The 25924-nt window shown below is 72.0% G+C and carries 19 protein-coding genes; 9 read left to right on the top strand and 10 right to left on the bottom strand.

The annotated features are described in order from the left end of the window. Positions 1–7 precede the first annotated feature (7 nt). Both Q343_RS0108860 and Q343_RS0108855 read right to left on the bottom strand, forming a co-directional pair. On the bottom strand, positions 8–985 hold the full coding sequence (locus tag Q343_RS0108860) for an electron transfer flavoprotein subunit alpha/FixB family protein (protein WP_029253226.1): 978 nt from the start codon (positions 983–985) through the stop codon (positions 8–10). Between the two features lie 9 nt (positions 986–994). Beyond that, positions 995–1804, bottom strand: coding sequence for an electron transfer flavoprotein subunit beta/FixA family protein (locus Q343_RS0108855; protein ID WP_029253225.1), 810 nt, complete (start codon positions 1802–1804; stop codon positions 995–997). A 109-nt stretch (positions 1805–1913) separates the two neighbouring features. Between Q343_RS0108855 and glgX the strand changes: the two genes are divergently transcribed. Both glgX and Q343_RS0108845 read left to right on the top strand, forming a co-directional pair. Beyond that, positions 1914–4175: a glycogen debranching protein GlgX gene (gene glgX / locus Q343_RS0108850; RefSeq protein ID WP_248616789.1), complete on the top strand. Its 2262-nt coding sequence runs from the start codon at positions 1914–1916 to the stop codon at positions 4173–4175. 33 nt (positions 4176–4208) lie between these two features. After that, entirely contained in the window at positions 4209–5894 is a 1686-nt protein-coding gene (locus Q343_RS0108845) for an FAD-binding dehydrogenase (RefSeq protein ID WP_029253223.1), read from the top strand. An 88-nt stretch (positions 5895–5982) separates the two neighbouring features. Here Q343_RS0108845 and Q343_RS14545 read toward each other — a convergent pair whose 3' ends face one another. Beyond that, positions 5983–6960: a hypothetical protein gene (locus Q343_RS14545; protein WP_155990687.1), complete on the bottom strand. Its 978-nt coding sequence runs from the start codon at positions 6958–6960 to the stop codon at positions 5983–5985. A gap of 151 nt (positions 6961–7111) precedes the next feature. Then, positions 7112–9706, bottom strand: a complete 2595-nt coding sequence (gene glgP, locus Q343_RS0108835; protein ID WP_029253221.1) for an alpha-glucan family phosphorylase — start codon at positions 9704–9706, stop codon at positions 7112–7114. A 136-nt stretch (positions 9707–9842) separates the two neighbouring features. Between glgP and Q343_RS0108830 the strand changes: the two genes are divergently transcribed. The 4 genes from Q343_RS0108830 to glgB are packed head-to-tail and all read left to right on the top strand — an operon-like array spanning position 9843 to position 17291. Continuing rightward, on the top strand, positions 9843–11864 hold the full coding sequence (locus Q343_RS0108830; protein ID WP_052367033.1) for an alpha-1,4-glucan--maltose-1-phosphate maltosyltransferase: 2022 nt from the start codon (positions 9843–9845) through the stop codon (positions 11862–11864). Continuing rightward, the gene (gene treS, locus Q343_RS0108825; protein ID WP_029253219.1) at positions 11861–13597 is read left to right on the top strand and encodes a maltose alpha-D-glucosyltransferase; all 1737 of its coding nucleotides are present in this window, start codon (positions 11861–11863) and stop codon (positions 13595–13597) included. Before Q343_RS0108830 ends, treS begins: the two co-directional genes overlap by 4 nt. A gap of 30 nt (positions 13598–13627) precedes the next feature. Beyond that, the gene (locus tag Q343_RS0108820; RefSeq protein ID WP_081829729.1) at positions 13628–15049 is read left to right on the top strand and encodes a maltokinase N-terminal cap-like domain-containing protein; all 1422 of its coding nucleotides are present in this window, start codon (positions 13628–13630) and stop codon (positions 15047–15049) included. Positions 15050–15092: 43 nt separating this feature from the next. After that, positions 15093–17291, top strand: coding sequence for a 1,4-alpha-glucan branching protein GlgB (gene glgB / locus Q343_RS0108815; RefSeq protein WP_029253217.1), 2199 nt, complete (start codon positions 15093–15095; stop codon positions 17289–17291). Positions 17292–17389: 98 nt separating this feature from the next. On the opposite strand, the gene Q343_RS0108810 is transcribed toward glgB, so the two are convergent. Genes Q343_RS0108810 through Q343_RS0108800 form a run of 3 tightly spaced genes read right to left on the bottom strand, consistent with a single transcriptional unit; the run spans position 17390 to position 20661 of the window. Beyond that, on the bottom strand, positions 17390–18337 hold the full coding sequence (locus Q343_RS0108810) for a co-chaperone YbbN (RefSeq protein ID WP_029253216.1): 948 nt from the start codon (positions 18335–18337) through the stop codon (positions 17390–17392). Positions 18338–18376: 39 nt separating this feature from the next. Further along, complete coding sequence (locus Q343_RS0108805; RefSeq protein WP_029253215.1) at positions 18377–19381, bottom strand: DUF8094 domain-containing protein; 1005 nt, start codon at positions 19379–19381, stop codon at positions 18377–18379. Beyond that, the gene (locus tag Q343_RS0108800) at positions 19378–20661 is read right to left on the bottom strand and encodes a hypothetical protein (protein ID WP_043109814.1); all 1284 of its coding nucleotides are present in this window, start codon (positions 20659–20661) and stop codon (positions 19378–19380) included. The genes Q343_RS0108805 and Q343_RS0108800 overlap by 4 nt, the downstream gene beginning before the upstream one ends. 237 nt (positions 20662–20898) lie before the next feature. Between Q343_RS0108800 and Q343_RS0108795 the strand changes: the two genes are divergently transcribed. Together Q343_RS0108795 and Q343_RS0108790 are read left to right on the top strand one after the other, a co-directional pair. After that, on the top strand, positions 20899–22395 hold the full coding sequence (locus tag Q343_RS0108795) for a hypothetical protein (RefSeq protein WP_052367032.1): 1497 nt from the start codon (positions 20899–20901) through the stop codon (positions 22393–22395). Then, on the top strand, positions 22392–22835 hold the full coding sequence (locus Q343_RS0108790; protein WP_029253212.1) for a hypothetical protein: 444 nt from the start codon (positions 22392–22394) through the stop codon (positions 22833–22835). The genes Q343_RS0108795 and Q343_RS0108790 overlap by 4 nt, the downstream gene beginning before the upstream one ends. Here Q343_RS0108790 and Q343_RS0108785 read toward each other — a convergent pair. From Q343_RS0108785 to Q343_RS0108775, 3 genes are read right to left on the bottom strand one after another with little or no spacing between them, the layout of a single operon-like run. Beyond that, positions 22832–23641, bottom strand: coding sequence for an alpha/beta fold hydrolase (locus tag Q343_RS0108785; protein ID WP_029253211.1), 810 nt, complete (start codon positions 23639–23641; stop codon positions 22832–22834). The genes Q343_RS0108790 and Q343_RS0108785 overlap by 4 nt on opposite strands. Positions 23642–23658: 17 nt before the next feature. Continuing rightward, positions 23659–24459, bottom strand: coding sequence for an alpha/beta hydrolase (locus tag Q343_RS0108780; RefSeq protein WP_052367031.1), 801 nt, complete (start codon positions 24457–24459; stop codon positions 23659–23661). 47 nt (positions 24460–24506) lie between these two features. Further along, positions 24507–24806, bottom strand: a complete 300-nt coding sequence (locus Q343_RS0108775; protein WP_029253209.1) for a hypothetical protein — start codon at positions 24804–24806, stop codon at positions 24507–24509. A gap of 114 nt (positions 24807–24920) precedes the next feature. On the opposite strand from Q343_RS0108775, the gene Q343_RS0108770 reads away from it, so the two are divergent. Further along, the gene (locus Q343_RS0108770; RefSeq protein WP_052367030.1) at positions 24921–25886 is read left to right on the top strand and encodes an FKBP-type peptidyl-prolyl cis-trans isomerase; all 966 of its coding nucleotides are present in this window, start codon (positions 24921–24923) and stop codon (positions 25884–25886) included. Positions 25887–25924 lie beyond the last annotated feature (38 nt).

The following is a 25924-nucleotide window of genomic DNA, read 5'->3' as shown; positions in this document are numbered from 1 at the left end:
GTCGGGGTCAGGACTCCTTGTGCGCGCGGATCGCGGCGGCGGCCTGCGGCAGGACGTCCGCGAGGTCGCCGACGACGGCGAAGTCGGCGATCTCGAACAACGGGCACTCGGGGTCGTTGTTGACGGCCACCACGACCTGCGAGGCCTGCATGCCCCCGCGGTGGTGCGGCGCGCCGGACACGCCGGCCCCGACGTAGAGGCGCGGTGTGACGGTCACGCCGGTCTGTCCGACGAACTGGTCGAACCACCCCTCGAAGACGACGTCGCGGGTGGCCCCGACCGCAGCGCCGATGCTCGACGCGAACTCCTCGACGGGACCGAAGTCCCCGTCGGTGCCGCGGCCGCCGACGACCACGGACCCTGCCTCGGCCAGCTCCGGACGACCGGCGTCGTCGATCTCCTCCACGGTCCGCTCGACGACCGTGACGGCGCCGGCCGCCACGTCGACGGCGAACCCCTCGACGGTGGTCTCGACCGGCTGGTCGACGGTCGCCGGCACTACGGCGTTCGAGCGCACGGTCACGACGGACACGTCCGTCGTGATCTCGCACTCCGTGTCCCACGACCCGGCGAGGACCCGCTTGCCCGCCACGAGACGCCCGTCCGGCCCCTCGACGAGCGTGGCGGCGTCGACGACCAGCCCGGCGTCGAGGTCGTGCGCCACGCGCGCCGCGATCTCCTTGGTGACGAAGTTCGAGGTGAGCAGCACGGCGTCGGCGTCCGCGGCACGGACCGCGGCAGCGAGCACCTGCGCGACCGTGGTGGACAGGTGCGCAGACTCACCGAGCGTGGACGGCAGCTCCGCCTGGCGGACGAGCTCGACGCCGTGGCTCCCGAGCTGGGCGAGCGTCTGGACCGAGGGAGACTCGGTGACGACGGCCTCGACCCGGCCGAGCGACCGCGCGAGGGTGAGGATCTCCAGGGCCGGCGAGCGCAGCGCCGTGGCCGGGGTGTCGAGCAGGACGAGAACGGTGCGGTTGGTCACGATGGCCTCTCAGACGAGCTCGTTGCGGATGAGGAAGTCGGCGAGCGCCGTCCCGCCCTCGCCCTTGTCGACGACGATCTCCGCCTCGGGACGCGGCGGGCGCGGCTCGGCACGTGACGTGCGGGTGCGCGCGCCGCTCTCCCCGACGGTCTCGGCGGCGACGTCGAGGTCGGCCAGCGACCACTCCTCGACCGGCTTCTTGCGTGCCGCCATGATGAGCTTGAAGTTCGGGTACCGGGGCTGGTTCGCGTGGTCGCTGACGGAGACGACCGCGGGCAGCGGAGCCTCGAGCACCTCGTGCACGTGGCCCAGGTCGCGCGTCACACGGGCGGTGCGGGCTGCCGTGTCCACGTCGAGCTCGGACGCGTTGGTCAGCTGGGGCAGTCCCAGCTCGGCCGCCAGATAGACCGGCACCACGGAGCCGAGACCGTCGAGCGCCGCCATCCCGGTGATCACGAGGTCCACGGGAGTCTCGTCGCCGAGACGGCGCACCGCGGCGGCGAGCGTCCGCGCGGTCCCGGCGTAGTCGGATCCCTCGAGCCCCTCGTCCGAGATCCGGACCCCGCGGTCGACCCCCATCTGGTAGGTCTTGCGCACGGCCGCGTCCGCGTCCGGGCCGGCCATGGTGACCACGACGACGTCGCTGGCCGCACGCGCGTCGTCGTCGAGCGACTCGATGATCGACAGCGCCGCCTCGACCGCGTGCTCGTCCAGCTCGTTGAGCGTCCCCTCGGACGGGTCACGGACCAGACGACAGTCCTCGAACGCCCGGTCCGACTGGATGTCCGGAACGTACTTGACGGGAACGACGATGCGCATGGGGGCTTCTTCCTCCTCGGGCACGGGACGCGGCCAGCCTATCGCCCCGAGACGCGCGGATCGTCCCGGTCCGTCGCGCGAGCCACCGACGAGCAGCGACAATGGGCGGGTGACTCAACCACCCGCGCACCGACCCACGGTGCAGCCGACCGACCGCCACGGGCACGTCCCGCCCCTCGGCGTGCACCTCGCGGGCGACGGTGTCGACGTCGCCGTCGCCGCGCCCTACGCCGACGCCGTCGAGCTCTGCCTGCACGAGCCCGGCCCACGCGGTGCCGAGCAGCGCCGGATCCGGCTCGACGGGCCGACCTACGGCATCTGGCACGGGCACGTCCCGGACGTCGAGGCGGGACAGCACTACGGCTTCCGCACCTACGGCCGCTGGGCACCCCGGGAGGGTCACCGCCACAACCCCGCCAAGCTGCTCGTCGACCCGTACGCCCGCGCGATCGTCGGCGGTTTCGACCACGACAGCGCCGCCTACGGCCAGGAGATGACGGGCGACGCGCACGACCAGGGTGTCCAGGGCGACCCGTACGGTCCCGCCGACGAGCGCGACTCCGCGCCCCACGTGCCCCGCTCGGTGGTCGTCGCCCCGCAGCACCCCGAGATCGTGCGGCCCCACGTCCCGTGGTCCTCGACCGTCGTCTACGAGGCGCACGTCCGTGGCCTGACGCAGAACCACCCGGGGGTCCCGGAGCACCTGCGCGGCACGTACGCCGGCCTCGCGCACCCGGTCATGATCGACTACCTCCGGTCCCTCGGCGTCACGACCGTCGAGCTCCTGCCCGTCCACGCGTTCGTCGACGAGCCGCACCTGCTGGCCAAGGACCTGACCAACTACTGGGGCTACGCCACCCTGGGCTACTTCGCCCCGCACGCCCCGTACGCCACGCGCGCAGCGCAGGAGGCGGGCGCGGGCGCCGTCGTCGACGAGATCCGCGGCATGGTGCACCTGCTGCACGAGGCAGGGATCGAGGTGATCCTCGACGTCGTCTACAACCACACCGGCGAGGCCGGCGACGGCGGACCGCACCTGAGCTTCCGGGGGCTCGACGACTCTCTCTACTACCGGCGAGGCCCCGACGGCGTGTACGACGACGTGACGGGCACCGGGAACACCGTCGACACCCGACGCTCGCGCGTCGTCCAGCTCGTCCTCGACTCGCTGCGGTACTGGGCGAGCGAGATCGGGGTGGACGGCTTCCGGTTCGACCTGGCCGTCAGCACCGCGCGCCAGACCGACGGGTTCGACCCGCGCCACCCACTTCTCGTCGCGATGCAGACCGACCCCGTGATCTCGGGCCTCAAGCTGATCGCCGAGCCCTGGGACGTCGGCCTCGGCGGGTGGAACACGGGCGGCTTCCCTCCCCCGTTCGCCGAGTGGAACGACCGCTACCGCGACGCCGTTCGCCAGTTCTGGCTCGCCGACGCCGCCGCGCTCTCGCACGGCCGCCAGGGAGACGGCGTCCGCGAGCTCGCCACTCGCCTCGCGGGATCCCAGGACCTCTTCGGCGGTGGCGAACCTCCGCTCGTCCGCGGACCCGTCGCCTCGATCAACCTCGTCACCGCGCACGACGGCTTCACCCTCGCCGACCTCGTCGCCTACGACCACAAGCACAACGAGGCCAACGGCGAGGACGGGCGCGACGGCTCCGACGACAACCGCTCGTGGAACCACGGCATCGAAGGACGGCGCAAGGAGCTCGAGGACGGCGACGACCTCGGCGGGGAGATCGCACCGCTGCGCCGCCGGTCCGTCCGCAACCTCCTCGCCACGCTGATCCTCTCCGCCGGGACGCCCATGATCACCGCCGGCGACGAGCGGGGTCGTACGCAGCGAGGGAACAACAACGCCTACTGCCAGGACAACGAGATCTCCTGGATGGACTGGTCGACCTCGGACCCCGTCGACGACCTGCGCGCCACCGTGCAGCACCTGCTCACGCTGCGCAGCTCCCACCGGGCACTGCGCGCCGACGCGTTCTTCCTGGGACGACCCCGCCACCGGCTCCGCACCTCCGTCGACGACCTGTCATGGCACCGCGCGGATGGCGCCGCGATGCAGCCCGACGACTGGGACGACCCCGGCACGCGCGTCGTGCAGATGCTGCGGACAGGACCGCAGGACGAGGCCCACGACGTGCTCGTCGTGCTCAACGGGTCCCTCGACGCGGCCCGGGTGACGCTGACCGACGTCGAGCTGCCCGACGACCTCGACGGCCCCCGGCCCGCCGCGTGGGAGCTCGCCTGGGACTCCGCCTGGGAACGTCCCGACGACGCCCCCGTCGGACCCGACGCGAACACCGCCGCACCCGGGGACGAGTCGGTGCTCGAGCCGCTGAGCCTGCAGGTGTGGATCTCAGTCTGACGCCGTCGTCGGACACGCACTACGCTCGCGTGCATGACCGACACCGACGTCGTCGTCATCGGCGCGGGCCTCTCCGGCCTCGTCACGGCGGCAGAGCTGACAGCCTCCGGGCACCACGTGACCCTGCTCGACCAGGAACCACCCGCCGCGCTCGGCGGACAGGCGTGGTGGTCCTTCGGCGGGCTGTTCCTCGTCGACACCCCGGAGCAGCGTCGGCTCGGCGTGCGTGACTCCGCGGACCTGGCGCTCGCCGACTGGCTCGGCTCGGCGCAGTTCGCCCCCGGCGCCGCGGACGGGCACGGGCCGGACCGGTGGGGCTACGCGTGGGCCGAGCGGTTCGTGGACTTCGCGGCGACCGAGATGCGCCCCTGGCTGCACGGCCTCGGCGTCCGCTGGTTCCCGCTCGTGCAGTGGGCGGAGCGCGGCGGGTACGCGGCCGGCGGGCACGGCAACACGGTGCCGCGGTTCCACGTCACGTGGGGCACCGGGCCAGGCCTGCTCGAGCCGTTCGTCCGCCGTCTGCTCGACGCGCACGCGGCCGGACTCGTCGACATGCGGTTCCGGCACCGCGCGACAGAACTCGTCACCACCGACGGTGAGGTCACCGGTGTGCGTGCGGACGTGCTCGCCCCGAGCCCGGCCGAACGCGGCGTCCGTAGCGCGCGAGACGTCGTCGATCAGGTCGAGATCTCCGCCCAGGCCGTCGTGGTCGCGAGCGGCGGCATCGGCGCGAACCACGACCTCGTCCGGGAGCGGTGGCCCGCGAGCTCCGGGACGCTGCCGGCCCGGATGCTCTCCGGGGTCCCCGACTCGACCGACGGTGAGTTCCTCGGTGTGGCGTCGGCGGCAGGCGGGGCGCTCGTCCACGAGGACCGGATGTGGCACTACCCCGAGGGGATCGCGAACCACTCCCCCGTCTGGTCGAACCACGGGATCCGCATCCTGCCCGGCCCGTCCTCGCTCTGGGTCGACGCCGACGGCGGCCGTCTGCCCGCACCGCTGTTCCCGGGCTTCGACGCCCTCGGGGCGCTCGAACACATCACCGCACGCGGCGACGACCACTCCTGGTTCGTGCTCAACCGCGCGATCATGGAGACCGAGTTCGCTCTCTCCGGCTCCGAGCAGAACCCCGACCTCACCGGCCGGGACCTGCGTCTGCTCGCCGACCGCGTGCTCCCCGGCGCGACCGGACCCGTGGCCCGGTTCGCCATGGAGTCCGATGAGTTCGTCTTCGCCGACGACGTCGCCTCACTGGCCGCGGGCATGAACGCCCTGACCGACGCCACACCCGGGTCCCGCGGCGTCGTCGACCCTGCGGCGCTCGCAGCGCTCGTCACGGCCCGGGACGCGCAGGTCACGTCCGGGCTCGGCAAGGACCCCCAGGTCACGGCGATCGCGGCGGCGCGCCGGTTCAGCGTCGACCGCCTCATGCGGGTCGCCCCGCCCCGGGCTCTCACCGACCCGAAGGACGGGCCCCTGCTCGCCGTCCGACTCTCCGTGCTGACGCGCAAGACGCTCGGCGGCCTGCACACCGACGACCGTGCGCGGGTGCTGACGTCGGCGGGCGAGGTGCTGCCTGGGCTGTGGGCCGCGGGCGAGGCGGCGGGCTTCGGGGGTGGCGGCGTCCACGGGCACCGTGCGCTGGAGGGCACGTTCCTGGGTGGGTGCCTGCACTCCGGCCGGGTGGCGGGGCGCGCGGTGGCGGCCGCTCTGGCCTGATCCCGTCCCGGGCGCTTCCGCCGAGGTCGACCCGTGCGCGCGAGGTAGTGCCTGCCAGGGTCGACGTCGCGCGCACGGGTCGACCTCGTCAGGCTCTCGGTTCTCGGCGCCCCGCCGCACGCGCGGTTCGCACGCGACCGGCCAGGCCGACGGTGTCGCCGAGTTCGTCCCAGGTCACGTGGATGACCGTCCACCCCTGCTCCGTGAGCGCGTCGTGACGCTGCTTCTCCGCCCAGAGCTTCGACGCGCCGTCTCCGAACGCACCGCCGTACTTGACGGCGCCGTCGAACTCGATCGCGACCTTCGCGGCGACGTCGGCCAGGTCCAGGCGGAAGAGTCCGCGTCGCGTCGTGACCTCGACGCCGTGCGTCATCGCCGGCAGACCGGCGTCGTGCAGCATCCACCGCACGACCGTCTCCCCGGGCGACTCCGACGCAGCGTCGACGATCTCGAGAGTCTGACGCGCGCGACGCACCCCGCGGCGTCCCCGGGCCGCGTCGAGACATCGCGCGATGCCGCGCGGGTCGGCCCCGATCCGCAGTGCGGAGTCGGCAATGACGAGCGCCTGCGCCGGTCGCAGCGTCCTCGCACAGTCGACGACCGTGCGCTCGAGGCTCGTCAGCGGGACCCCGTCCGACGTCGCCCGGTCCCGCGGGTCGAGTGCCGTCCAGTGCCGGCGGGTGGACGGGTCCGCCTCGGGGCGAACCTTCGGGCGTCCGAGCTGCGTCAGGTGGATCTCGGTCCCCAGCCGCCAGGTCCAGCAGCCCCAGAGGAGCGCGGCGGTCTCGTGGCTGAACCAGTACGGCGTGGTGAACCGCTCGGTCACTCCGCGCACCTGACGCAGCAGATGCTGCTGCCGTGCGCGAGCGGGCCCGTCGGCAGGGCCGGTCTCGGCGTGGACGTAGACGCCGCGTCGTACCCGGACGAGCGAACCCGAGCGCACCCGTCGAAGCTGTTCGGCGCGCTCGACCGGGTCGTAGGACTCCGACGTCGGGAGAGTGCGCGGAACCAGCACTCGGGGGTCCGCGGAACCGATCGCCCGGCTCGGACGTGGGAAGGTCTCCATGGTCCGAGCCTGCCGGGCCCGACCGCCCCGTGGCTCGCGCCGCCGGAATCTGTGGATATCGCCCCGCCGAGGTCGACCCGTACGCGCGAGGTCGACCCTGGCAGGCACTACCTCGCGTGTACGGGTCGACCTCGGCGCAAGGGGTCGGAGGTCAGGCGTTCGCCACGAGCCCCATGTCGGCGGACGACGGAAGCCCGGTGTGCCGAGGCACCACCCGCACGGTGTAGCCGAACGGACCGGAGGCCTCCAGCCGCACGGCGCCCCCGAAGGAGCACCGTCCCGCCTCGAAGGTCTCGGCGAGTGCCAGCGGGGTCGTGGTGAACTCCTCGATGTAGTCGTCCTCCCCCACGGCGCCGTGCACGACCTGCACCTCGACGTCGTCCGGCCCGAGGTCGCCGAGCGAGACGAAGGCTCGCACCGACAGCTCGTCGCCGACCTGCGGCACCTCGCCGAGCCCGCCGGACTCGACGTGGTCGACGCGCACGCGGTCCCACCCCGACCGCACACGCCCCTTCCAGTCGGCCAGCTCGCGCGCACCGGAGAAGCGGTCGGCGTCCAGCGCGCGTCCTGCCGCGGCCGCCGGGGCGTACAGGCGCTCGGCGTACTCGGCGACCATGCGGGTGGCCTGCACCTTCGGGCCGAGCGAGGCCAGGGTGTGTCGGATCATCTGCAGCCACCGCACGGGGACACCGCGCTCGTCCCGGTCGTAGAAACGGGGCGCGACCTGCTGCTCGATCAGGTCGTACAACGCGGCGGCCTCGAGGTCGTCGCGGTGGTCGGGGTCATCGACCCCGTCGGCCGTGGGGATCGCCCAGCCGTTCTCGCCGTCGAACCACTCGTCCCACCATCCGTCGAGGATGGAGAGGTTGAGGCCGCCGTTGAGCGAGGACTTCATGCCGGACGTCCCCGAGGCCTCCAACGGGCGCAGCGGGTTGTTGAGCCAGACGTCGCAGCCCGGGTAGAGGTCCTGCGCCATCGCGATGTCGTAGTTGGGCAGGAAGACGATGCGGTGACGCACGTCGTGCTCGTCGGCGAACCGCACGAGCTGCTGGATCAGACGCTTGCCCTGGTCGTCGGCAGGGTGCGACTTGCCGGCGACGACCAGCTGCACGGGCCGCTCCGGGTCGGTCAGCAGCGTGCGCAGACGCTCGGGGTCGCGCAGCATCAGCGTCAGACGCTTGTATGTCGGCACCCGACGCGCGAACCCGATCGTGAGGACGTCGGGCGAAAGGACGTCGTCGACCCACCCGAGCTCGGCGGGGCTGGCCCCGCGGTCGCGCCACGACTTGCGGACGCGACGCCGGCCCTCCTCGACGAGCCGCGAGCGCAGGGTGTGCCGCAATGCCCACAGCTCCTCGTCGCCGACCCCGTCGCCGAGCCACCCGTCGAACGAGGCGGAGGGAGACGCGACCGGGTCGATGCCGAGCCGGTCACGCTGCAGGTCGAGGATCTCCGACGCGACCCAGGTCGGCGAGTGGACGCCGTTGGTGACCGAGGTGATCGGCACCTCCCGGGCGTCGAACCCGGGCCAGAGCCCGTTGAACATCCCGCGCGAGACCTCGCCGTGCAGGAGCGAGACACCGTTGGCGCGGCCTCCGAGGCGCAGTCCCATCACGGCCATGTTGAAGACCGTCGGGTCACCGCCGTCGTAGTCCTCGGCCCCCAGCGCGAGCACCTGCTCCACGGGCACGCCCGGCAGAGCGCACTCGCCCCCGAAGTAGGTGCCGATCAGGTCGCGGCCGAACCGGTCGATCCCGGCGGGGACGGGCGTGTGCGTGGTGAAGACGGTGCCGGCACGCACGGACTCGAGCGCCTCGACGTAGGTGAGCCCCGACTCGACGAGCTCGCGGATCCGCTCGACACCGAGGAACCCCGCGTGTCCCTCGTTGGTGTGGTAGACCTCCGGCGCGGGCGCGCCCGTCAGACGCGACCAGAGCCGGAGCGCGCGGACGCCGCCGACGCCGAGCAGGAGCTCCTGCTGCAGCCGGTGCTCGCCGCCTCCGCCGTAGAGCCGGTCGGTGACCTTGCGCGCGGCGTCGTCGTTCTCCGGGACGTTGGCGTCGAGCAGGAGGAGCGGGACCCGCCCGACGGTGGCGACGCGGACGTGCGCGTGCAGCGCACGGCCCCCGGGCAGCCCGACAGTCACGACGGCCGGGCTGCCGTCCTCCTCTCGAAGGACGCTCAGCGGGAGCCCGTCGGGGTCGAGGACGGGGTAGGTCTCCGCCTGCCAACCGTCGCGGGTCAGGGACTGCTTGAAGTACCCGGAGCCGTAGAGGAGTCCGACGCCGACGATCGGCACACCGAGGTCGCTCGCGGACTTGAGGTGGTCACCGGCGAGGATCCCGAGGCCGCCCGAGTACTGGGGCAGGACCGACGTGATGCCGAACTCCGGCGAGAAGTACGCGATCGCGCGCGGCAGCGGGGTCGGCGACCCGGCGAGCTCCTCCGCGCGGTGCTGGTACCAGCGGTCGCGCTCGTGATAGTCGCGCAGGTCACGCACGGCCTCACGCACGCGCTCGACGAAGCCCTGGTCGGCCGCGAGCGCCGCCAGGCGCTCCGCACCGAGCGCGCCGAGGAGCGCGACGGGGTCGCCGTGGACCTCGCGCCACAGCTCGGGGTCGAGGTCGGCGAAGATCCTGCGCGACGGCTCGTGCCACGACCAGCGGAGGTCGTGCGCCAGGTCGTCCAGGTCGGCGATCTCGCGGGGCAGCAGCGTTCGGACGGTGAATCGACGGATAGCTCTCACGTCAACCGACTCTACGCATCAATCGGTCGGGTGGCCCAGGGATCGGGCGACGGCGGTGCGACGATCGTGTGAACACTCGCGCGCGCCACGCGGCGCCGTGGTGCGTCGAGGGCCTCCGGCTCGTTAGGTTGGGTCCGTGACGTCCACCTCGCCCAGTGTCCTGACCGCACCGATCGGCCGCATCCCCGTGCTCGACGTGGCTCCGACCGTCGAGTCCGGCCGCTGGCCGGCGAAGTCCACGCCGGGCGAGGTCGTCCCCGTCGAGGCCACGGTCTTCCGCGAGGGGCACGACGCCGTCTCCGCGACGGCGGTACTGACCGACCCCGACGGTCGGGTGCACGCGCGGGCGACGATGGTCGACGTCGCACCGGGCCTCGACCGTTTCCGCGCGCTGGTCTCGCCCGACCGTGAGGGCGACTGGACGTTCCGGGTCGAGGGCTGGTCGGACCCGTACGCCACGTGGGCGCACGACGCGACGGTGAAGATCGACGCCGGCGTGGACGTCGACCTCATGCTCGCCGAGGGCGTCCTCCTCTTCGGCCGCATCACGGCGCTGGAGCACTCTCGCGCCGACGCCGTCACGCTCCGTGACGCCGCGGTCGCTCTCGCCGACCGTGGACGTCCGGCCCGGGCGCGGCTCGCGGCCGCGACCTCCCCCGAGGTCCGCCGGGCGCTGGAGCGCACCCCGCTGCGCGACGTCGTCTCGCCGTCCGCCGACTACCCGCTGCGTGTCGACCGTCCCCTCGCCGTATCCGGTGCCTGGTACGAGATGTTCCCTCGCTCGGAGGGTGCACGTCAGCTCCGGGACGGCACGTGGCGGTCGGGGACGTTCACGAGCGCGGCCCGTCGCCTGCCCGCGATCGCGGCGATGGGTTTCGACGTCGTGTACCTGACGCCGATCCACCCGATCGGCACGACCCACCGCAAGGGACGGAACAACTCCCTCGCCGCACAGCCGGGCGACCCCGGCTCGCCGTACGCGATCGGGTCGCCCGACGGCGGGCACGACGCGATCCATCCGGAGCTGGGGTCGGAGCGCAGCTTCCGCGAGTTCGTCCGACGGGCGCGTGGTCTGGGCATGGAGGTGGCGATCGACCTGGCGCTGCAGTGCTCGCCCGACCACCCCTGGGTCGCGGAGCACCCGGAGTGGTTCACGACGCGTGCCGACGGCTCGATCGCGTACGCCGAGAACCCGCCGAAGAAGTACCAGGACATCTACCCGCTGAACTTCGACAACGACCCGGAGGGCATCTACGCCGAGATCCTGCGGGTCGTGCGTGTGTGGATCCGCCGCGGTGTGACCGCGTTCCGCGTGGACAACCCGCACACCAAGCCGCTGAGCTTCTGGGAACGTCTGCTGGCCGAGGTCCGCGCCTCGGACCCGGGGGTGATCTTCCTGTCGGAGGCGTTCACGAAGCCCGCGATGATGCGCACGCTCGCCGCCATCGGGTTCCACCAGTCGTACACGTACTTCACGTGGCGGAACACGAAGGAGGAGGTCGAGGAGTACCTGGCCACGACCTCCGGTGCCCTCGGGTCCGTGATGCGCCCGAGCTTCTGGCCGACGACGCACGACATCCTCCCGCCGTACCTTCAGCACGGCGGGGTGGCCGGCTTCTGCGTCCGCGCGGTGCTGGCCGCACTCGGCTCTCCGACGTGGGGCATGTACGCCGGGTACGAGCTGGTGGAGAACGTGCCGCGGCCCGGTGTCGAGGAGCAGATCGACAACGAGAAGTACGAGTTCAAGCCGCGCGACTGGGCGCGGGCGGAGGAGATCGGCGTCGCGACCCTCGTCACCCGCCTGAACGAGGTCCGCCGCGCGCACCCCGCGTTCCAGAACCTGCGCAACCTCACGGTCCACGCGACGTCGAACGACCAGGTGGTCGCCTTCTCCCGCCACCTCGACGCGGAGCACTCCCCGACCGGGCGTCCGGACACGATGATCGTGGTGGTGAACCTCGACCCCTGGAACACCCAGGAGGCGGTCGTCGACCTCGACGTCGCGGCACTCGGGCTCGCACCCACGGGCGACGGGGCCACACCCACGTTCGTCGCGCACGACCTGTTGTCGGGGGCGACCTACGGGTGGGGTCCGCGACCGTACGTACGACTCGAACCGACCGTGCAGGTCGCCCACGTGATCGAGGTGGAGGCATGAGCATCGCAGCACAGCCGGCTCCGTTCGGGGCCCTGCCCCCACGCCGCCAGCCGACGCCGCCCGGCAAGGATCACGAAGGTCTCCAGGACGACCCGACCTGGTACAAGACCGCCGTCTTCTACGAGGTGATGCTGCGGTCGTTCTCCGACTCGGGCGACGCCGGTCACGGCGACCTGCGCGGGCTCGTCGACCGACTCGACTACCTGCAGTGGCTCGGCATCGACTGCCTCTGGCTCCCCCCGTTCTACCCGTCGCCGTTGCGCGACGGCGGGTACGACGTCGCGGACTACACCGCGATCGCGTCGCAGTACGGGAGCATGGCCGAGTTCACCGAGCTGATCGCGGAGGCGCACGCGCGCGGGATCCGGATCGTCATCGACCTGGTGATGAACCACACGAGCGACCAGCACCCGTGGTTCCAGGCCTCACGCGCGGACCCCGAGGGCCCGTACGGCGACTACTACGTGTGGAGCGACGACAACGAGAAGTACGGTGACGCGCGCATCATCTTCGTGGACACGGAGACGTCGAACTGGACGTTCGACCCGGTGCGCCGCCAGTACTTCTGGCACCGGTTCTTCTCGCACCAGCCCGACCTGAACTTCGAGAACCCCCGCGTCGTCGACTCCATGCTCGACGTCGCACGGTTCTGGCTGCAGGCGGGGGTCGACGGGTTCCGGCTCGACGCCGTGCCGTACCTCTTCGAGGAGGAGGGGACCAACTGCGAGAACCTCCCGCGCACGCACGAGTTCCTGCGCCGGGTACGGCAGATGGTGGACACGGAGTTCCCGGGCCGGATCATGCTCGCCGAGGCGAACCAGTGGCCGAACGAGGTCGTCGACTACTTCGGGACCGACGACGACCCCGAGTGCCACATGTGCTTCCACTTCCCCGTGATGCCGCGGATCTACTACTCGATCAAGGACGAGCGCGCCGCGCCGATCGTCGACATCCTCGCCGACACCCCCGAGATCCCGGCGGGAGCGCAGTGGTCGACCTTCCTGCGCAACCACGACGAGCTGACGCTCGAGATGGTCTCGACGGAGGAGCGCGCCACGATGTACGGCTGGTTCGCCCCCGACCCGCGGATGCGGGCCAACGTGGGGATCCGGCGTCGTCTGGCACCGCTGCTCGACAACTCCCGCGCGGAGATCCACCTGGCCCACGCCCTGCTCCTGTCGCTCCCGGGCAGCCCGTGCCTGTACTACGGCGACGAGATCGGCATGGGCGACAACATCTGGTTGCCGGACCGGGACTCGGTCCGCACGCCGATGCAGTGGACGCCGGACCGCAACGCCGGGTTCTCCACGGCGGACCCGGGCAAGCTGCACCTCCCGCTCGTGCAGTCGTTGGTGCACCACTACCAGCACACCAACGTCGAGGTGCAGCTCGCACAGCCGACGTCGCTGCTGCACTGGGTCCACGGGATGCTCGCCGTCCGACGGCAGCACCCCGGGTTCGGGACCGGCACGTTCGAGGCCGTCGAGTGCGACGACCCGGCCGTGCTCGCGTTCCTGCGCAGGACGCCGGAGGAGACGCTGCTGTGCGTCTTCAACCTCTCGGCGACCGCACGCTCGGCGCGCCTCCAGCTGTCGGCGTGCTCGGGGTCCTCGTTGACGGACGTGTTCGGCGGGGCGTCCTTCCCTCCCGTGGGCGAGGACGGCACAGTCGTGATGACCTTGGGGTCGCGGGACTTCTACTGGCTCACGGTCGGGGAGGCTTCCGCCGGCTAGGCACGCCCCAGCACACCGACGGAGGACGACGTGGCAGACGAGTCAGGGATCGACAGGGTCGGACGAGACGGCCACGTGCTCGCGGTCGAGGACCGCTGCGCGCCACCGTCGGCGGATCTGCTCGGCCTGCTCGACACCTGGCTGCCTCGACGGCGGTGGTTCCCGGTCAAGGACGTCGCGGTCGAGACCCTCCCGTGGGTCTCCTACACTCTCCCGTCCCCGCCGGGCCTGGTGACGCAGTCGCACCTCCTGCGCCTGGTCGGCGACGGCGTCGACCTGGTGATCCACGTGCCCGTCGTGCTCGAGCGGGTGGACGGGTCGGTCGTGACGGACGAGCCGGAGGACGCGGCCGTGATCGGCGTCGTCCGCGGTGAGGACGGCACGCTCCTGCGGGTGCACGACGGCGCCGCGCACCCCGCGTTCTGGCTCGCGTCTCTGGAGACGAGCACCTGGGACGTCGACCCGGGCGAGCTCTCGACGCAGACCCTCGCCTCCGGCAGGCTTCTGCGCGTCGAGCAGTCCAACAGCTCGGTCCGTCTGCCGGACGTCGCCGGCGGCGTCATGTTCAAGGTCATGCGTGCGGTCGCGATCGGTCCCAACCCCGACGTCACCCTCCCGCGTGCGTTGGCCCACGGCGGCTGGCGCGGCGTCCCCCGACCGCTCGCGTGGTTGACCGGGACGTGGGAGGACGACGACACGCCGAGCGCCGGTGCCGACCTCGCGCACCTCGTCATCGTCGCGGAGCTGATCGGCAGCGCGCGCGACGGGTTCGACCTCGCGTGCTCCTACGCACGTCAGGGCGAGTCCTTCGCCGATCTCGCTGCCGACCTCGGCGAGCAGGTCGCCCGGATGCACGCCGCGCTGCGCGACGTCCTCCCCGTCGGGGAACCGCTCGACGTGGACTGGCTGTTCACCGACCTCCGACGCCGCGCGACCGAGGCGGCGCAGCGGGCCCCTCTCCTGGCTCGCACGGCGGCCGACGTCGCGGCGTTCTACGACGACGCCGAGCGCCGGCTCGCAGCGACCTCGCAGCGCCCCGTCCTGCAGCACGTCCACGGCGACCTCCACCTCGGGCAGGCGCTGAACTCCCGCGAGCTCGGGTGGAAGGTCCTCGACTTCGAGGGTGAGCCCCTGCGCCCGGTCGCGGAACGGACGCGCGCCGACCTGGTGATGCGCGACGTCGCGGGCGTCCTCCGGTCGTTCGACTACGCCGCCGCGGTCGGCGGGGCCCAGGACCCTCGGTGGGTGGTCGACGCCCGGACCGCGTTCCTGGCGGCGTACCGTCGCGAGGCACGGTTTCCCGACGAGCACGAGGACGCGGCCGAGACCCTCGTGCGCGCGCTCGTGCTCGACAAGGCCCTCTACGAGGTCGTCTACGAGTCGACGAACCGCCCCACGTGGACGTGGATCCCGCTTGAGGCCGTCGACCGTCTCCTGAGGAACGAGATCTAGGCGCCTCGATGCATGCGCGCGCCGGGCATGGAACAGTGAACCCATGACGCCCGAACTGCAGCCTGAAACCCTGTCGCCCGAGCTGCTCTCCGTCGTCGCGCAGGGTCGCCACCACTCCCCGCACTCGATCCTCGGCCCGCACCCGGACGCCGACGGACGCACCACCGTGGTGCGCGTCCGCCGCCCCCTGGCCGACGAGGTCACGCTGATCACCCGCGACGCCGAGCACCCGGCGGAGCACGTCCACGAGGGCGTCTGGACGGTCACGGTGCCGACGGCCGACGGGCAGGTCCCGGACTACCGGATCCGCGCCCGGTACGACGAGACGGTGCACACGGCGGACGACCCGTATCGGTTCCTCCCCACGGTCGGCGAGGTCGACGAGCACCTGGTCCGCGAGGGACGCCACGAGCAGCTCTGGACGGTGCTCGGCGCCAACGTGCGGCACTACCCCGGCGTGCTGGGTGACGTCGTCGGGACGTCGTTCGCGGTCTGGGCACCGAACGCCCGCGCCGTCCGGGTCGTCGGCGAGTTCAACGGGTGGAGCGGCGTCGGCCACGCGATGCGCTCGCTGGGCGGCAGCGGCATCTGGGAACTCTTCGTGCCCGACGTCGGCGCGGGGTCCACCTACAAGTTCGAGATCTGGACGCACGACGGCTCCTGGGTGCAGAAGGCGGACCCGCTGGCCAAGTCCGCCGAGGTGCCTCCGGCGACGGCCAGCGTCGTCGTGGACTCGACCTACGTCTGGGGCGACGACCACTGGTTGTCGGACCGGGCACGGCGTGACCCGCACCAGGGCCCGATCAGCACCTACGAGGTCCACCTCGGGTCCTGGCGTCCCGGTCTCGGCTACCGGGAGCTGGCCGACCAGCTCACCGCGTACGTCGTCGAGCAGGGGTTCACGCACGTGGAGCTCATGCCCGTGGCCGAGCACCCGTTCGGCGGGTCCTGGGGGTACCAGGTCACGGGGTACTACGCGCCGACGTCGCGGTTCGGGTCCCCCGACGACTTCCGTCACCTCGTCGACCGCCTCCACCAGGCCGGGGTCGGTGTCATCCTCGACTGGGTTCCTGCGCACTTTCCCAAGGACTCGTGGGCCCTGGCCCGGTTCGACGGGACACCGCTCTACGAGCACGCCGACCCGCTGCGCGGCGAGCAGCCCGACTGGGGGACGTACGTCTTCGACTTCGGCCGCCCCGAGGTTCGCAACTTCCTCGTCGCGAACGCCACGTACTGGCTCGAGGAGTTCCACCTCGACGGACTTCGTGTCGACGCGGTCGCGTCGATGCTGTACCTCGACTACTCCCGCAACCCCGGACAGTGGCACCCCAACATCCACGGTGGACGCGAGAACCTCGAGGCCATCGCCTTCCTCCAGGAGGCGAACGCCACGGCGTACCGGCGGGTGCCCGGCATCATGATGATCGCCGAGGAGTCCACGGCCTGGCCCGGCGTGACCAGGCCGACCGACGCCGGCGGCCTGGGGTTCGGGCTCAAGTGGAACATGGGCTGGATGAACGACACCCTGCGCTACCTCGCCAAGGACCCGGTCAACCGCCGCTACCACCACCAGGAGGTCACGTTCTCGCTGGTGTACGCGTACTCCGAACAGTTCGTCCTGCCGCTCAGCCACGACGAGGTCGTCCACGGCAAGGGATCGCTCTACGGCAAGATGCCCGGCGACGACTGGCAGAAGCGCGCCAACCTTCGCACCCTCCTCGCCTATCAGTGGTCGCACCCCGGCAAGCAGCTGCTGTTCATGGGCGGCGAGTTCGGGCAGACGAGCGAGTGGAGCGAGGGTGCGGGTCTCGACTGGGCGGCTCTCGGGTCGCCCGGGCACGCGGGGATCCAGCAGCTGGTCCGCGACCTGAACGCCGTCTACCGCCGCACACCGGCACTCTGGGACCTCGACGCAGATCCCGCAGGGTTCGAGTGGCTCGTCTCCGACGACGCCGACCGCAACCTGCTCGCCTACGTGCGCCGGGACGGCGACGGCGCCGACGTTGCCGTCGTCGTGAACTTCTCCGGCAGCCCGCACGAGAACTACCGCCTGCCGCTTCCCCAGGGCGGGACGTGGAACGAGGTCGTCAACACCGACTCCGAGGCGTACGGCGGCTCCGGCGTCGGCAACCTCGGCGCCGTGACGTCCGAGGCGCGGCCCCACGGTGGCCGGCGGTTCTCGGCCTCCGTGACCGTTCCACCTCTCGGCGTGCTGTACCTCGAGCACGTCCGGACGTCGTGACCTGAGGCCGCCCGGCGTAGGGCGACACAGTACGAAGGGGCCCGCGCATCGGCGCGGGCCCCTTCGTGCTGTGTCGGCCCGACTCGCCGACCCTTCCGTCAGTACAGGGAGATCGCTAGCTGCTGGCGTGCCTTCGCGACCCGCGGGTCCTGCGTGCCGACCACCTGGAAGTAGTCGAGGAGCCGGACCCGGATCTTCTCCTTGGCGTCGGCGTCGAGGCCTGGCAGAAGCTCGAGAAGCCTTCCGAGCGCGTCCTCCACCTTCCCCCCGAGCATGTCCATGTCCGCGACGTCGAGCTGGGCGTCGACGTCGGTCGGTGCGTCTGCGGCGGCCTTGCGGACCTGCGCAAGGTCCTTCCCGCGGGTCCGGCTGAGCAGACCGACCTGCGCGAGCCCGGCCACCGCGAGCTCGTCCTTCGGGTCCTGCTTCGACGCCTTGGTGAACGCGGCGGCCGCGGCCTCGAAGTCGTCGCGCTCGATCGCGTCGTACGCCTCCTGGTGGAGCGGGGGCAGCTCGGGCTCCTGCTCGGGTTCCGACTCCTCCGCCGTCTCCGGGGCCTCGCCCTGGAGCGGGGCCCGTCCGACGATCCCGTTCGCCTCGGCCTGCTGGAGGATCTCGTCGAAGACCTGGCGCATCTGCTCCAGCTCTGCGCCGCCCTGGAAGAGGGGGAACGGCTGCCCGTTGAGGAGCAGGACGACCGTGGGGACACCCTCGACCTGGAACGCAGCGGCGATCTGCTGCTCAGCCTGGGCGTCGACGCGGGCCAGGAGGAAGCGGCCCGCGTAGTCGTCGGCGAGCGTGCCGAGATCTGCGGCCACCTTCGCGTTCGCCTCGTCGGTCGGCAGCCAGAGCAGGACGACCACGGGATACTGCGTCGAACCCTGGACGATCTCCTCGAAGGAGGCCGCCGTCACGTCGACGACGTATCCCCCCGGCGCCGGGGCGCCTCCCGGCTGGCCGGGCGGCGGGGACTGCGGGCGAGCCAGAGCCGCCAGGTCGACCGCTCCACGCACGTCAAAAGAGGACTGGGGGTTCACATCACTCATGCCACCCAGTCTAGGGGCCGGAGCCCGCCCGACGCCGTGCTACGGAGCCACCTTCGTCGTGACGTTCTCCGCGCCGAGCACCTGGACCGTCTCCTCGGACCCTGCCGGCGGCACGTAGATCGCGACCGTCGTGAGCGAGGTGATGTTCAACGTCTCGGAGGCGTCGGCGTCACCGAACAGCGCCTCGGCGGTGTCGGTCTGGGGCGGGCTGATCGTCGAGCCGTCGGGTCCCTCGAACTTCTCCACGGACTTCACGGCGCCGACGACCACGGCACCGCCGTCTGCCGTTCCCATCGTGCGCGGCGTCTGGTCCTCGATCACCGAGAAGGTGTTCGTGTAGGTCCCCTCGATGCCCTGCATCGCCTCGGACTGGACCTCGGAGGTGCTCTCCACGCGGGAGCGGTAAGGGTCGTCGCCGAACGTGTCGGCGAACTCGGAGTCGCCGCCGAGATTCAGGACGTCGGCGTACTGCGTGACGGCGTCGGCCGGGGAGATCAGCAGCGACTCGGTGTCGGGTGCGAGGACCGGGGACCCGACCTCGGCCGCGGCGAAGGCCGGCAGCGTCGTGTCCGGAAAGAGCCGGACCCAGGCCCACAGGGAGTAGTTCGAGCGGGCGTCGGCCTGCTCGGTGACGATCAGTCGCGGCGACTGCGCGTCCTCGGCGGCGACGGTGATCGACATGCCGACGCGCGGCCACTCGTCCGAGGCCGGGATGATGTCCTGCTGGGTCTCCGTGGGCAGCGCCGTGACGAGCTCCGGGTCGTCGGCAGCCTTGGCCGCCTTGAGCTCCGCCGTGCGCATCGCGTCGGCGGGCCCGCTGACCCGTGTCTCGAGAAGGTCGGAGTCCTGCTCCTCGGTCGCGGTCGTGAGCACGTCCGCGATCGAGGCCTTGACCTCCTGCTCCTGCTGCACCGTGAGCGCCGGGCCGGGCTGGTCCGGGGCGTCCTCGGGCTGCGGCACCGGAATCGACTCGGCGCACCCGGCGAGCACGATGGCCGTGACGACGGCCAGCGCCGCGGTCCGTCGGCGTCCCTGCGGCGTCATCGTTCTCCTCCGTCGGTGTCGTCGTTGGTGGTGTCGAATCCCCACGTGCGCCGCCACGCGTCGGCCGTGGAGCTTCTCGGGGCAGGCCTGCTGCTCTCGTCGGCGATCGCCGAACCGGGCCATCCCGGTGCGCTGCCCTCGTCGGAGCCGCCGACCGGGGAGCTCGGCGGAGCGGGCACGTCGGCGTCGGACCCTGTCAGGGTCGACGTGAACTCGTCGGGGAACGGCGGCGGGGTGGCACCGGGTTCCGGTGCCGCCGGGAACGGCGCGGAGGACGCAGGGGGTGCGGCGGCGGCGTTCTCCGGCAGGGTCTCGCGCCGGCTCTTCCGTCGCAGGCGCCCCTTCTTCTTCGGCGTCGTGATCGCCGGGGTCTCCGTCTCGTCACCGGCGGCGCTGTCCCGCGCTGCCTGCTCACGAGCCGCCCGCTCACGCATCTCTCGCCGGGTCATCACGACCGGGGCGGCGGGCGCGTCGTCGGCGGGCACGTCCACGACGGCCGGGAACTGCGCGGTCTCGGCCGCGTCGACCTCTGTGGTGGGCGTGGGGCGATCGGGGCCCGCGGTCCCGCCGTCGTCCGGATCACCCGGGGCGGTGCCCGACGCGCCCGAGCCGTCTGCCGAGCGCGCGACCGCACGTCGGGACTTCGCGGGACGGCGACGCTTGCGACGGAGCACGAGGACCAGGATGCCGAGCAGGACGAGCACGGCGCCGACGATCACACCGGGCCAGAGCCACGGCGTGGAGGTCTCGCGGGGCCACGTGAGCTCGAGCGACGGGGCCTGCGCGCCCTCACCGACACCGGCGGCGATCAGGCTCCACCGGCCCGGCTGGTCGGTCCAGCGAAGCGTCGCCTCGCCCTCTCCCTCGGACACGGCCACCCACATGTCCGAACCCGAGGGGTCGGGCCCGACGACGGGCTCCTCCTCGGTCTCGGCACCGTCCGTGGGCTCCTCGGTCGCGTCCTCGGCCGGTTCCTCCGTCGGGGCCGCGACGAGGTCGGCGGACAGGGTCGACATGTTCGACATCCCCGTGACACGGACGTAGGGGTCGTCGCCGACCCAGCCGTCGACGTCGACGTCACGCCCGACCGCCAGGACGACGGGCTGATCCCCGGGCGCCGTGGCCTTGATCGTGACGCTGTCGCCGACCATGTCGAGGACCCCGGGGTCCGTGACGAGCATGGTCTCGCCCTCCCCGGCGCTCGTGGACGCGACGACCGTGTCGCTCTGGCGCCACACCGTCGCCGAGGCTGTTCCCAGCCCGGCGGCGACGAGGCCCAAGACGATGAGGCCTACACCAATGATCTTTCGCAGCACCCGAGTTCCCTTCGTGTCCGACTCCCCCAGGATAGGGCCGAACGACGGTCGGCGACCCCGGGGGCCGCGTGAGGAAGTTCTCCGCCACCGTCTGGGTGTCTGGGAACGGCCCCACCCGATACGCTGAAGACTTCCACCGTCACCTGCGGCAACTCCACGAGAGATCCGCTACGTGGCCCGAAAACTCCGGAGGTTCTCCAGGTGTCCGACGAGCGTTCGCTCTTCCCCATCACGATGCGTGGCTACGACCGCGTCCAGGTGGACAACCAGGTCGCCAAGCTCGAGAAGTCGCTTGCCGACGCACGCCAGCGGGTCGAGGCGCTCGACCAGCGGCAGATGCAGCTCGGCGCCGAGCTCGCCGACGCCCAGCGCACCGTCCGTGAGGCCGACAAGCCGTCGTACGCCGGCCTCGGCGCCCGGATCGAGCAGCTTCTGCGCTCGGCCGAGGAGCAGTCGGCAGACATCCTGACGCAGGCCAACTCGCAGGCGGTCGACATCATGGCCCGCGCCAAGCTCTCGGCCGGACAGGTCCGGTCCCGGGCCGAGACCGAGGTCGCCGAGCTGCTCGCCTCGGCGCGCCGCGAGGCCGAGGAGATCCGGACGACCTCCGCGTCCGAGGCGCAGTCGACGCTGACTGCCGCCCAGCGCCGGGCCGAGGAGCTCCTCGGCAGTGCCGAGCGCGAGGCGACGCGGATCCAGACCGCGCTGAGCACGGAGGAGAGCGAGCGCCGGACGGGCCTCGAGCGCGAGCTCGGCACGTTGCGAGCCTCCGCCGAGCGCGAGATCACCGAGGATCGCGTGGCCGCGGAGCAGGAGACCGTGGAGATGCGCCGTCGCGCCGAGTCGGAGACGAAGGCACAGCGAGACGCCGCCCACGCCGAGGCCGAGGGGCTCCTCGAACAGGCTCGCCGGGAGGCGGAGCGTGTCCTGACCGACGCCCGTCGCGAGGCGGAGGAACTCTCCGCGTCGGGGTTCAAGGAGATCGACGGTCTGCGAGAGCAGGCCCGGACCGAGCTCGCGGCCGCGCAGCTCGACATCTCCCGACGCCGCGAGGAGGCCGAGCAGGAGGTTGCGCAGCGTCACGCCGACGCCAAGCAGAAGACGGACGAGCACGTCGCGACCGCCGAGAAGCACGCGGCCGACGCCGAGAAGCGTGTCGCGATCGCGCTCGAGCAGGCCGAGAAGGTTCAGCGCGAGTCCGACGAGTACGTGCGACAGCAGCTCGAGGAGGCCCGGACGACGGCGGACCGGGTGATCACCGAGGCTCGGGAGTTCGCGGAGCAGACCGTCTCCGACGCGAACGCCGAGTCCGACGCCCAGCGTTCGAGCGCACAGCGCCAACTCGAGGACCTGACGCGTCAGAACGACTCGATCAACGCCTACATGGGCGAGCTTCGGTCGCTCCTCGCCAACAACGCGTCGACGTCCGGGACGCCCGCGCAGCAGGCCCGTGCCGGCGCGCTGCGTGCCGAGGACAAGTCCGGCAGTGCGGGCGCGAAGAAGAAGCAGAGCGCCAGAGCTGCGAAGCCGGTCTCGAGCGACGAGCCGGTCCCGGCGCCCGACGCCACCGGGGACGACGCGCCCGCCACCGACGTGTCTGCGACGGACGAGTCTGTCGCCGAGCGCCCGGCGACGGCCGAGACCGCCCCGTCCCAGGGCGACGTGAGCACGGACGAGAGCACCGGCGACACGAAGTGAGCGACGACCCCGCCGTCTGGCGGGAACGGCGCCGTGACGCCGCGCAGGAGAAGGCGCGCGCGATGGACGAGCTACGGCGGGCGGACTCGGCGATCGCCGCGCGGGCGATCGCCGAGTTCGTGGCCGAGGCCAGCCGTCGCGGTCTTGAGCCGGAGCCGCTCCGAGCGCGCGGCTACGACGGCAGGTCGACCTATCGCACGCCTCTGCGCGGCTGGTACCTCCGCAAGAACCGGTCCGTCGCCGTGGGGACCGACGGACTCTTCTACGTCCTGTCGGCCCCCGGCGGGCTGACGGCGCGGCTTCGTGGGGTGTCCCCCGAACCGTCCGACCCGCCCCGGGTCCTGGGCGCCGGCGGGCGCGACGGCGAGTCCATCGACATCACCGACGCGCTCGCGCTCGTCCTCGACCAGGTGCCGCCGCGGGCGGAGCCGAACGGCTAGACCGGACTGCTGCGCTCGATCAGGCCGACCAGCGCGTCCGTCACGGCCTGGGGAGCCTCCAGCGCGGAGAGATGCCCGACGTCCGGGACGACGACCAGCTCGGCGTCGCGCCGGGCGACCACCATGTGCTCGGACGCCGAGACCGGAGTCGTCCTGTCCTCGCTCCCGACGAGGACGAGCACGGGGCCCGGCGCAACGGTGACGACGCCCGTGCGGTCTGGCCGCGCGGCCATGGCCCGCTGGCACCAGGCGAGGCCCTCGGGCTGCTGTCGGAGGATGAGCTCCTCGACGCGCGACGTCAGCCCCGGGTCCTTGCGGATGCTCTCGGGCGACGGCAGCGACGCCGCCATTCCCAGGACGGGGTTCACCGACCGCTCGGCGAACATCGCCTCGGCCGACCGTGCGCGGTTCGCCAGCGCCTCAGGCGTGTCGGCGGTCGACTTCGTGTCGAGCAGGCCGAGCCCGGCCACGACGTCCGGGTGTCGGTCGGCGATCGCCAGGGCGAGATATCCGCCCATCGACAACCCGGCGACGACCGCGCGGTCGAATCCCGCGCGGTGCAGTGCCGAGACGACCGCGTCCGCCGCCAGGTCCAGCGAGGGAGTCTCCGGCCAGACGGCGTCGTGCCCCGCACCGTAGGAGTCGATCGCCAGCACTGTCTGCCCAGCCGGGAAGAGCTGGGCGACGGGCGACCACATCCGGTGGTCGACCGGGAACGCGTGGAGCAGCAGCACAGGCTGACCGTGCCCCTGGCGCAACGTGCGGATCTCCAGCGGGGGAAGGTCCTCCGCGAGTCGTTCGGTCATGATCCTCTCCTTCCGCGTCAACGCCGTGACGCGTCGTAGCCGGCCTGGTCCGTGGCCTCGGTGTCGGAGTCGGCAGCGTCCACCTGCGCCCCGGACCACGTGGTCGGCAGGGGTGTGCCCACCTCCGGGGCCACGCGCGCCACGATCTCGTCGAGGACGCGGCGGACCGACGGCTCACCCACCCAGAGATGCTTGGCCCCGTCGACGGCGATGACCTCGGCCTGCGGCACGCGGGCGAAACGACGTCGGGCCTCCTCGGGACGGAGGTAGTCGTCCAGCTCGGGCACGAGGACGACGAGAGGCTTGCCGAACTCCGCCCACCGGTCGAGATCCGCGTCGGTGGCCCGGTGCAGCGGTGGCGAGAGGAGGATCGCGCCCTCGACGGACGGGTCCGTCCCGTGCATGAGCGCCAGCTCGGTGCCGAAGGACCAGCCGACGAGCCAGCGCCGGGGAAGGTCGTGGAACTCGGCGTACTCGATCGCGGCGGTGACGTCGAACCGTTCGGCCTCGCCGCCGTCGAACTCCCCCTCGCTGGTGCCGCGCGGGGACGAGGTCCCGCGGGTGTTGAAGCGGAGGACGGCGAGGTCGGCCAGCGCCGGGAGTCGCCAGGCGGCCTTGCGGTACACGTGCGAGTCCATGTAGCCGCCGTGCGTCGGGAGCGGGTGCAGCGTCACGAGCGTCGCAACCGGTTCGCGTTCGGCAGGGAGCGCGAGCTCTCCGACGAGGCGCAGCCCGTCGGCCGTGTCGAGCTCGATGTCCTCGCGGCGCGCGGGGAGCACGGTCAAGGATCGGATCGTGGTCACGTCGTCGTCGCTCATCACCACGATCCTATGCGGCCAAGAGCAGCCGCGGCCCGTCCGGGCGGCTATCGGCGGCGCGCACGCGCCTGCCAGCAGGCGGTGTGCCAGTGGCGCCGGTCGGCGAGCGCCGCCTCTGCCCCGAACATCGAGTCGTTGGCCCAGGCGACGACGTGCGCCGTCCCCGGAGCGACGTCCTGTCGGCATCCTGGACAGACGTAGGTCTTCTCGGAGCGGCGCACGCGTTGGACGGTCCACTCGCCGTCGTGACCGGACTCCGTCCGGCGCCCGCCGGTCGCCCGGTCGAGGTCGACGGGAACGTGTTCTGCACCCCACGGGCGACGACGTGAGCGGCGTGACGACGGCATCGGTCCATCGTGCCACGGTCCACTCAGCGAATGCCCAGCACACGGCGCTACAGTGGGCTCATCGCGGCACCGACGCTGGACCATCGGGCCGTTCCCCAACTCCGAAGGACTCCCGTGAAGAACCGCACCATGCGCGGCCTGGCCGCACTCGCCGTCGGATCCGCGCTCGTGCTGAGCGGCTGCTCGTCCGACGGCGACGCCGACGGCGACGCCACAGCGACCGAGAGCGCGAGCACCGACTCCCTCGTCAACGCCAACGAGGACGACGTCAAGACTCTCGAGGCCGTCGAGGTCTCGGGCGACGTCGGCTCCGAGCCCGAGGTCGCCTTCGACGCCCCCCTCGAGGTCTCCGGCCCGACGGCTGTCGTGTCCGTCGAGGGCGACGGTGAGCCGCTCGAGGAGGGCATGCGCGTCACGATGGACTACGTCCTGTACGACGGCACGGGAGGCGAGCGCGTCCAGGGCACGTGGGACGAGGGCCAGACCGCCGAGACGTTCACCCTCGGCGACCCCGCCTACGAGCTCCTGAACGACACGTTCATCGGCACCCCGGTCGGCTCGCGCGTCTCGTTCGCGAACCAGAGCCAGGACGCCGACGGCAACGCCACGACGGCGCTCAGCGTCATCGAGCTCTCCTCCGGGACGGAGCCCTCCGGCCTCGAGCGTGCCGAGGGTGAGGCGGTGACGCCGGAGGACGGCCTGCCGACCGTGACCCTCGGCGACGACGGCTCCCCCAGCATCGAGATCCCGGACGGATACGAGGCCCCCGACGAGATGGTCGTCCAGACGCTCATCAAGGGCGACGGGCCCGAGGTCTCCGCCGACCAGTCCATCACCGCGCACTACACGGGCTGGACCCTCGACGGAGAAACCTTCGACTCCTCGTGGGAGCGCGGCGAGCCTGCCGACTTCGCACTGACCGGTGTCATCGAGGGGTGGACCGAGGGCCTGTCCGGCCAGACGGTCGGCAGCCAGGTTCTCCTGGTCATCCCGCCGGCCCAGGCCTACGGCGCCGTCGACGGCAACGAGCTGCAGGACGAGACGCTGATCTTCGTCGTCGACATCCTCGACGCCTACTGATCCAGTTCGACTCGACGGCGGGGCTCGACCACACAGGT

The sequence above is a fragment of the Paraoerskovia marina DSM 21750 genome, from assembly GCF_000701465.1.
Taxonomy (GTDB): Bacteria; Actinomycetota; Actinomycetes; order Actinomycetales; family Cellulomonadaceae; genus Paraoerskovia; species Paraoerskovia marina.
Note: the sequence above shows the minus strand (reverse complement) of the source record. Positions and strands in the feature narration are given on the sequence as shown.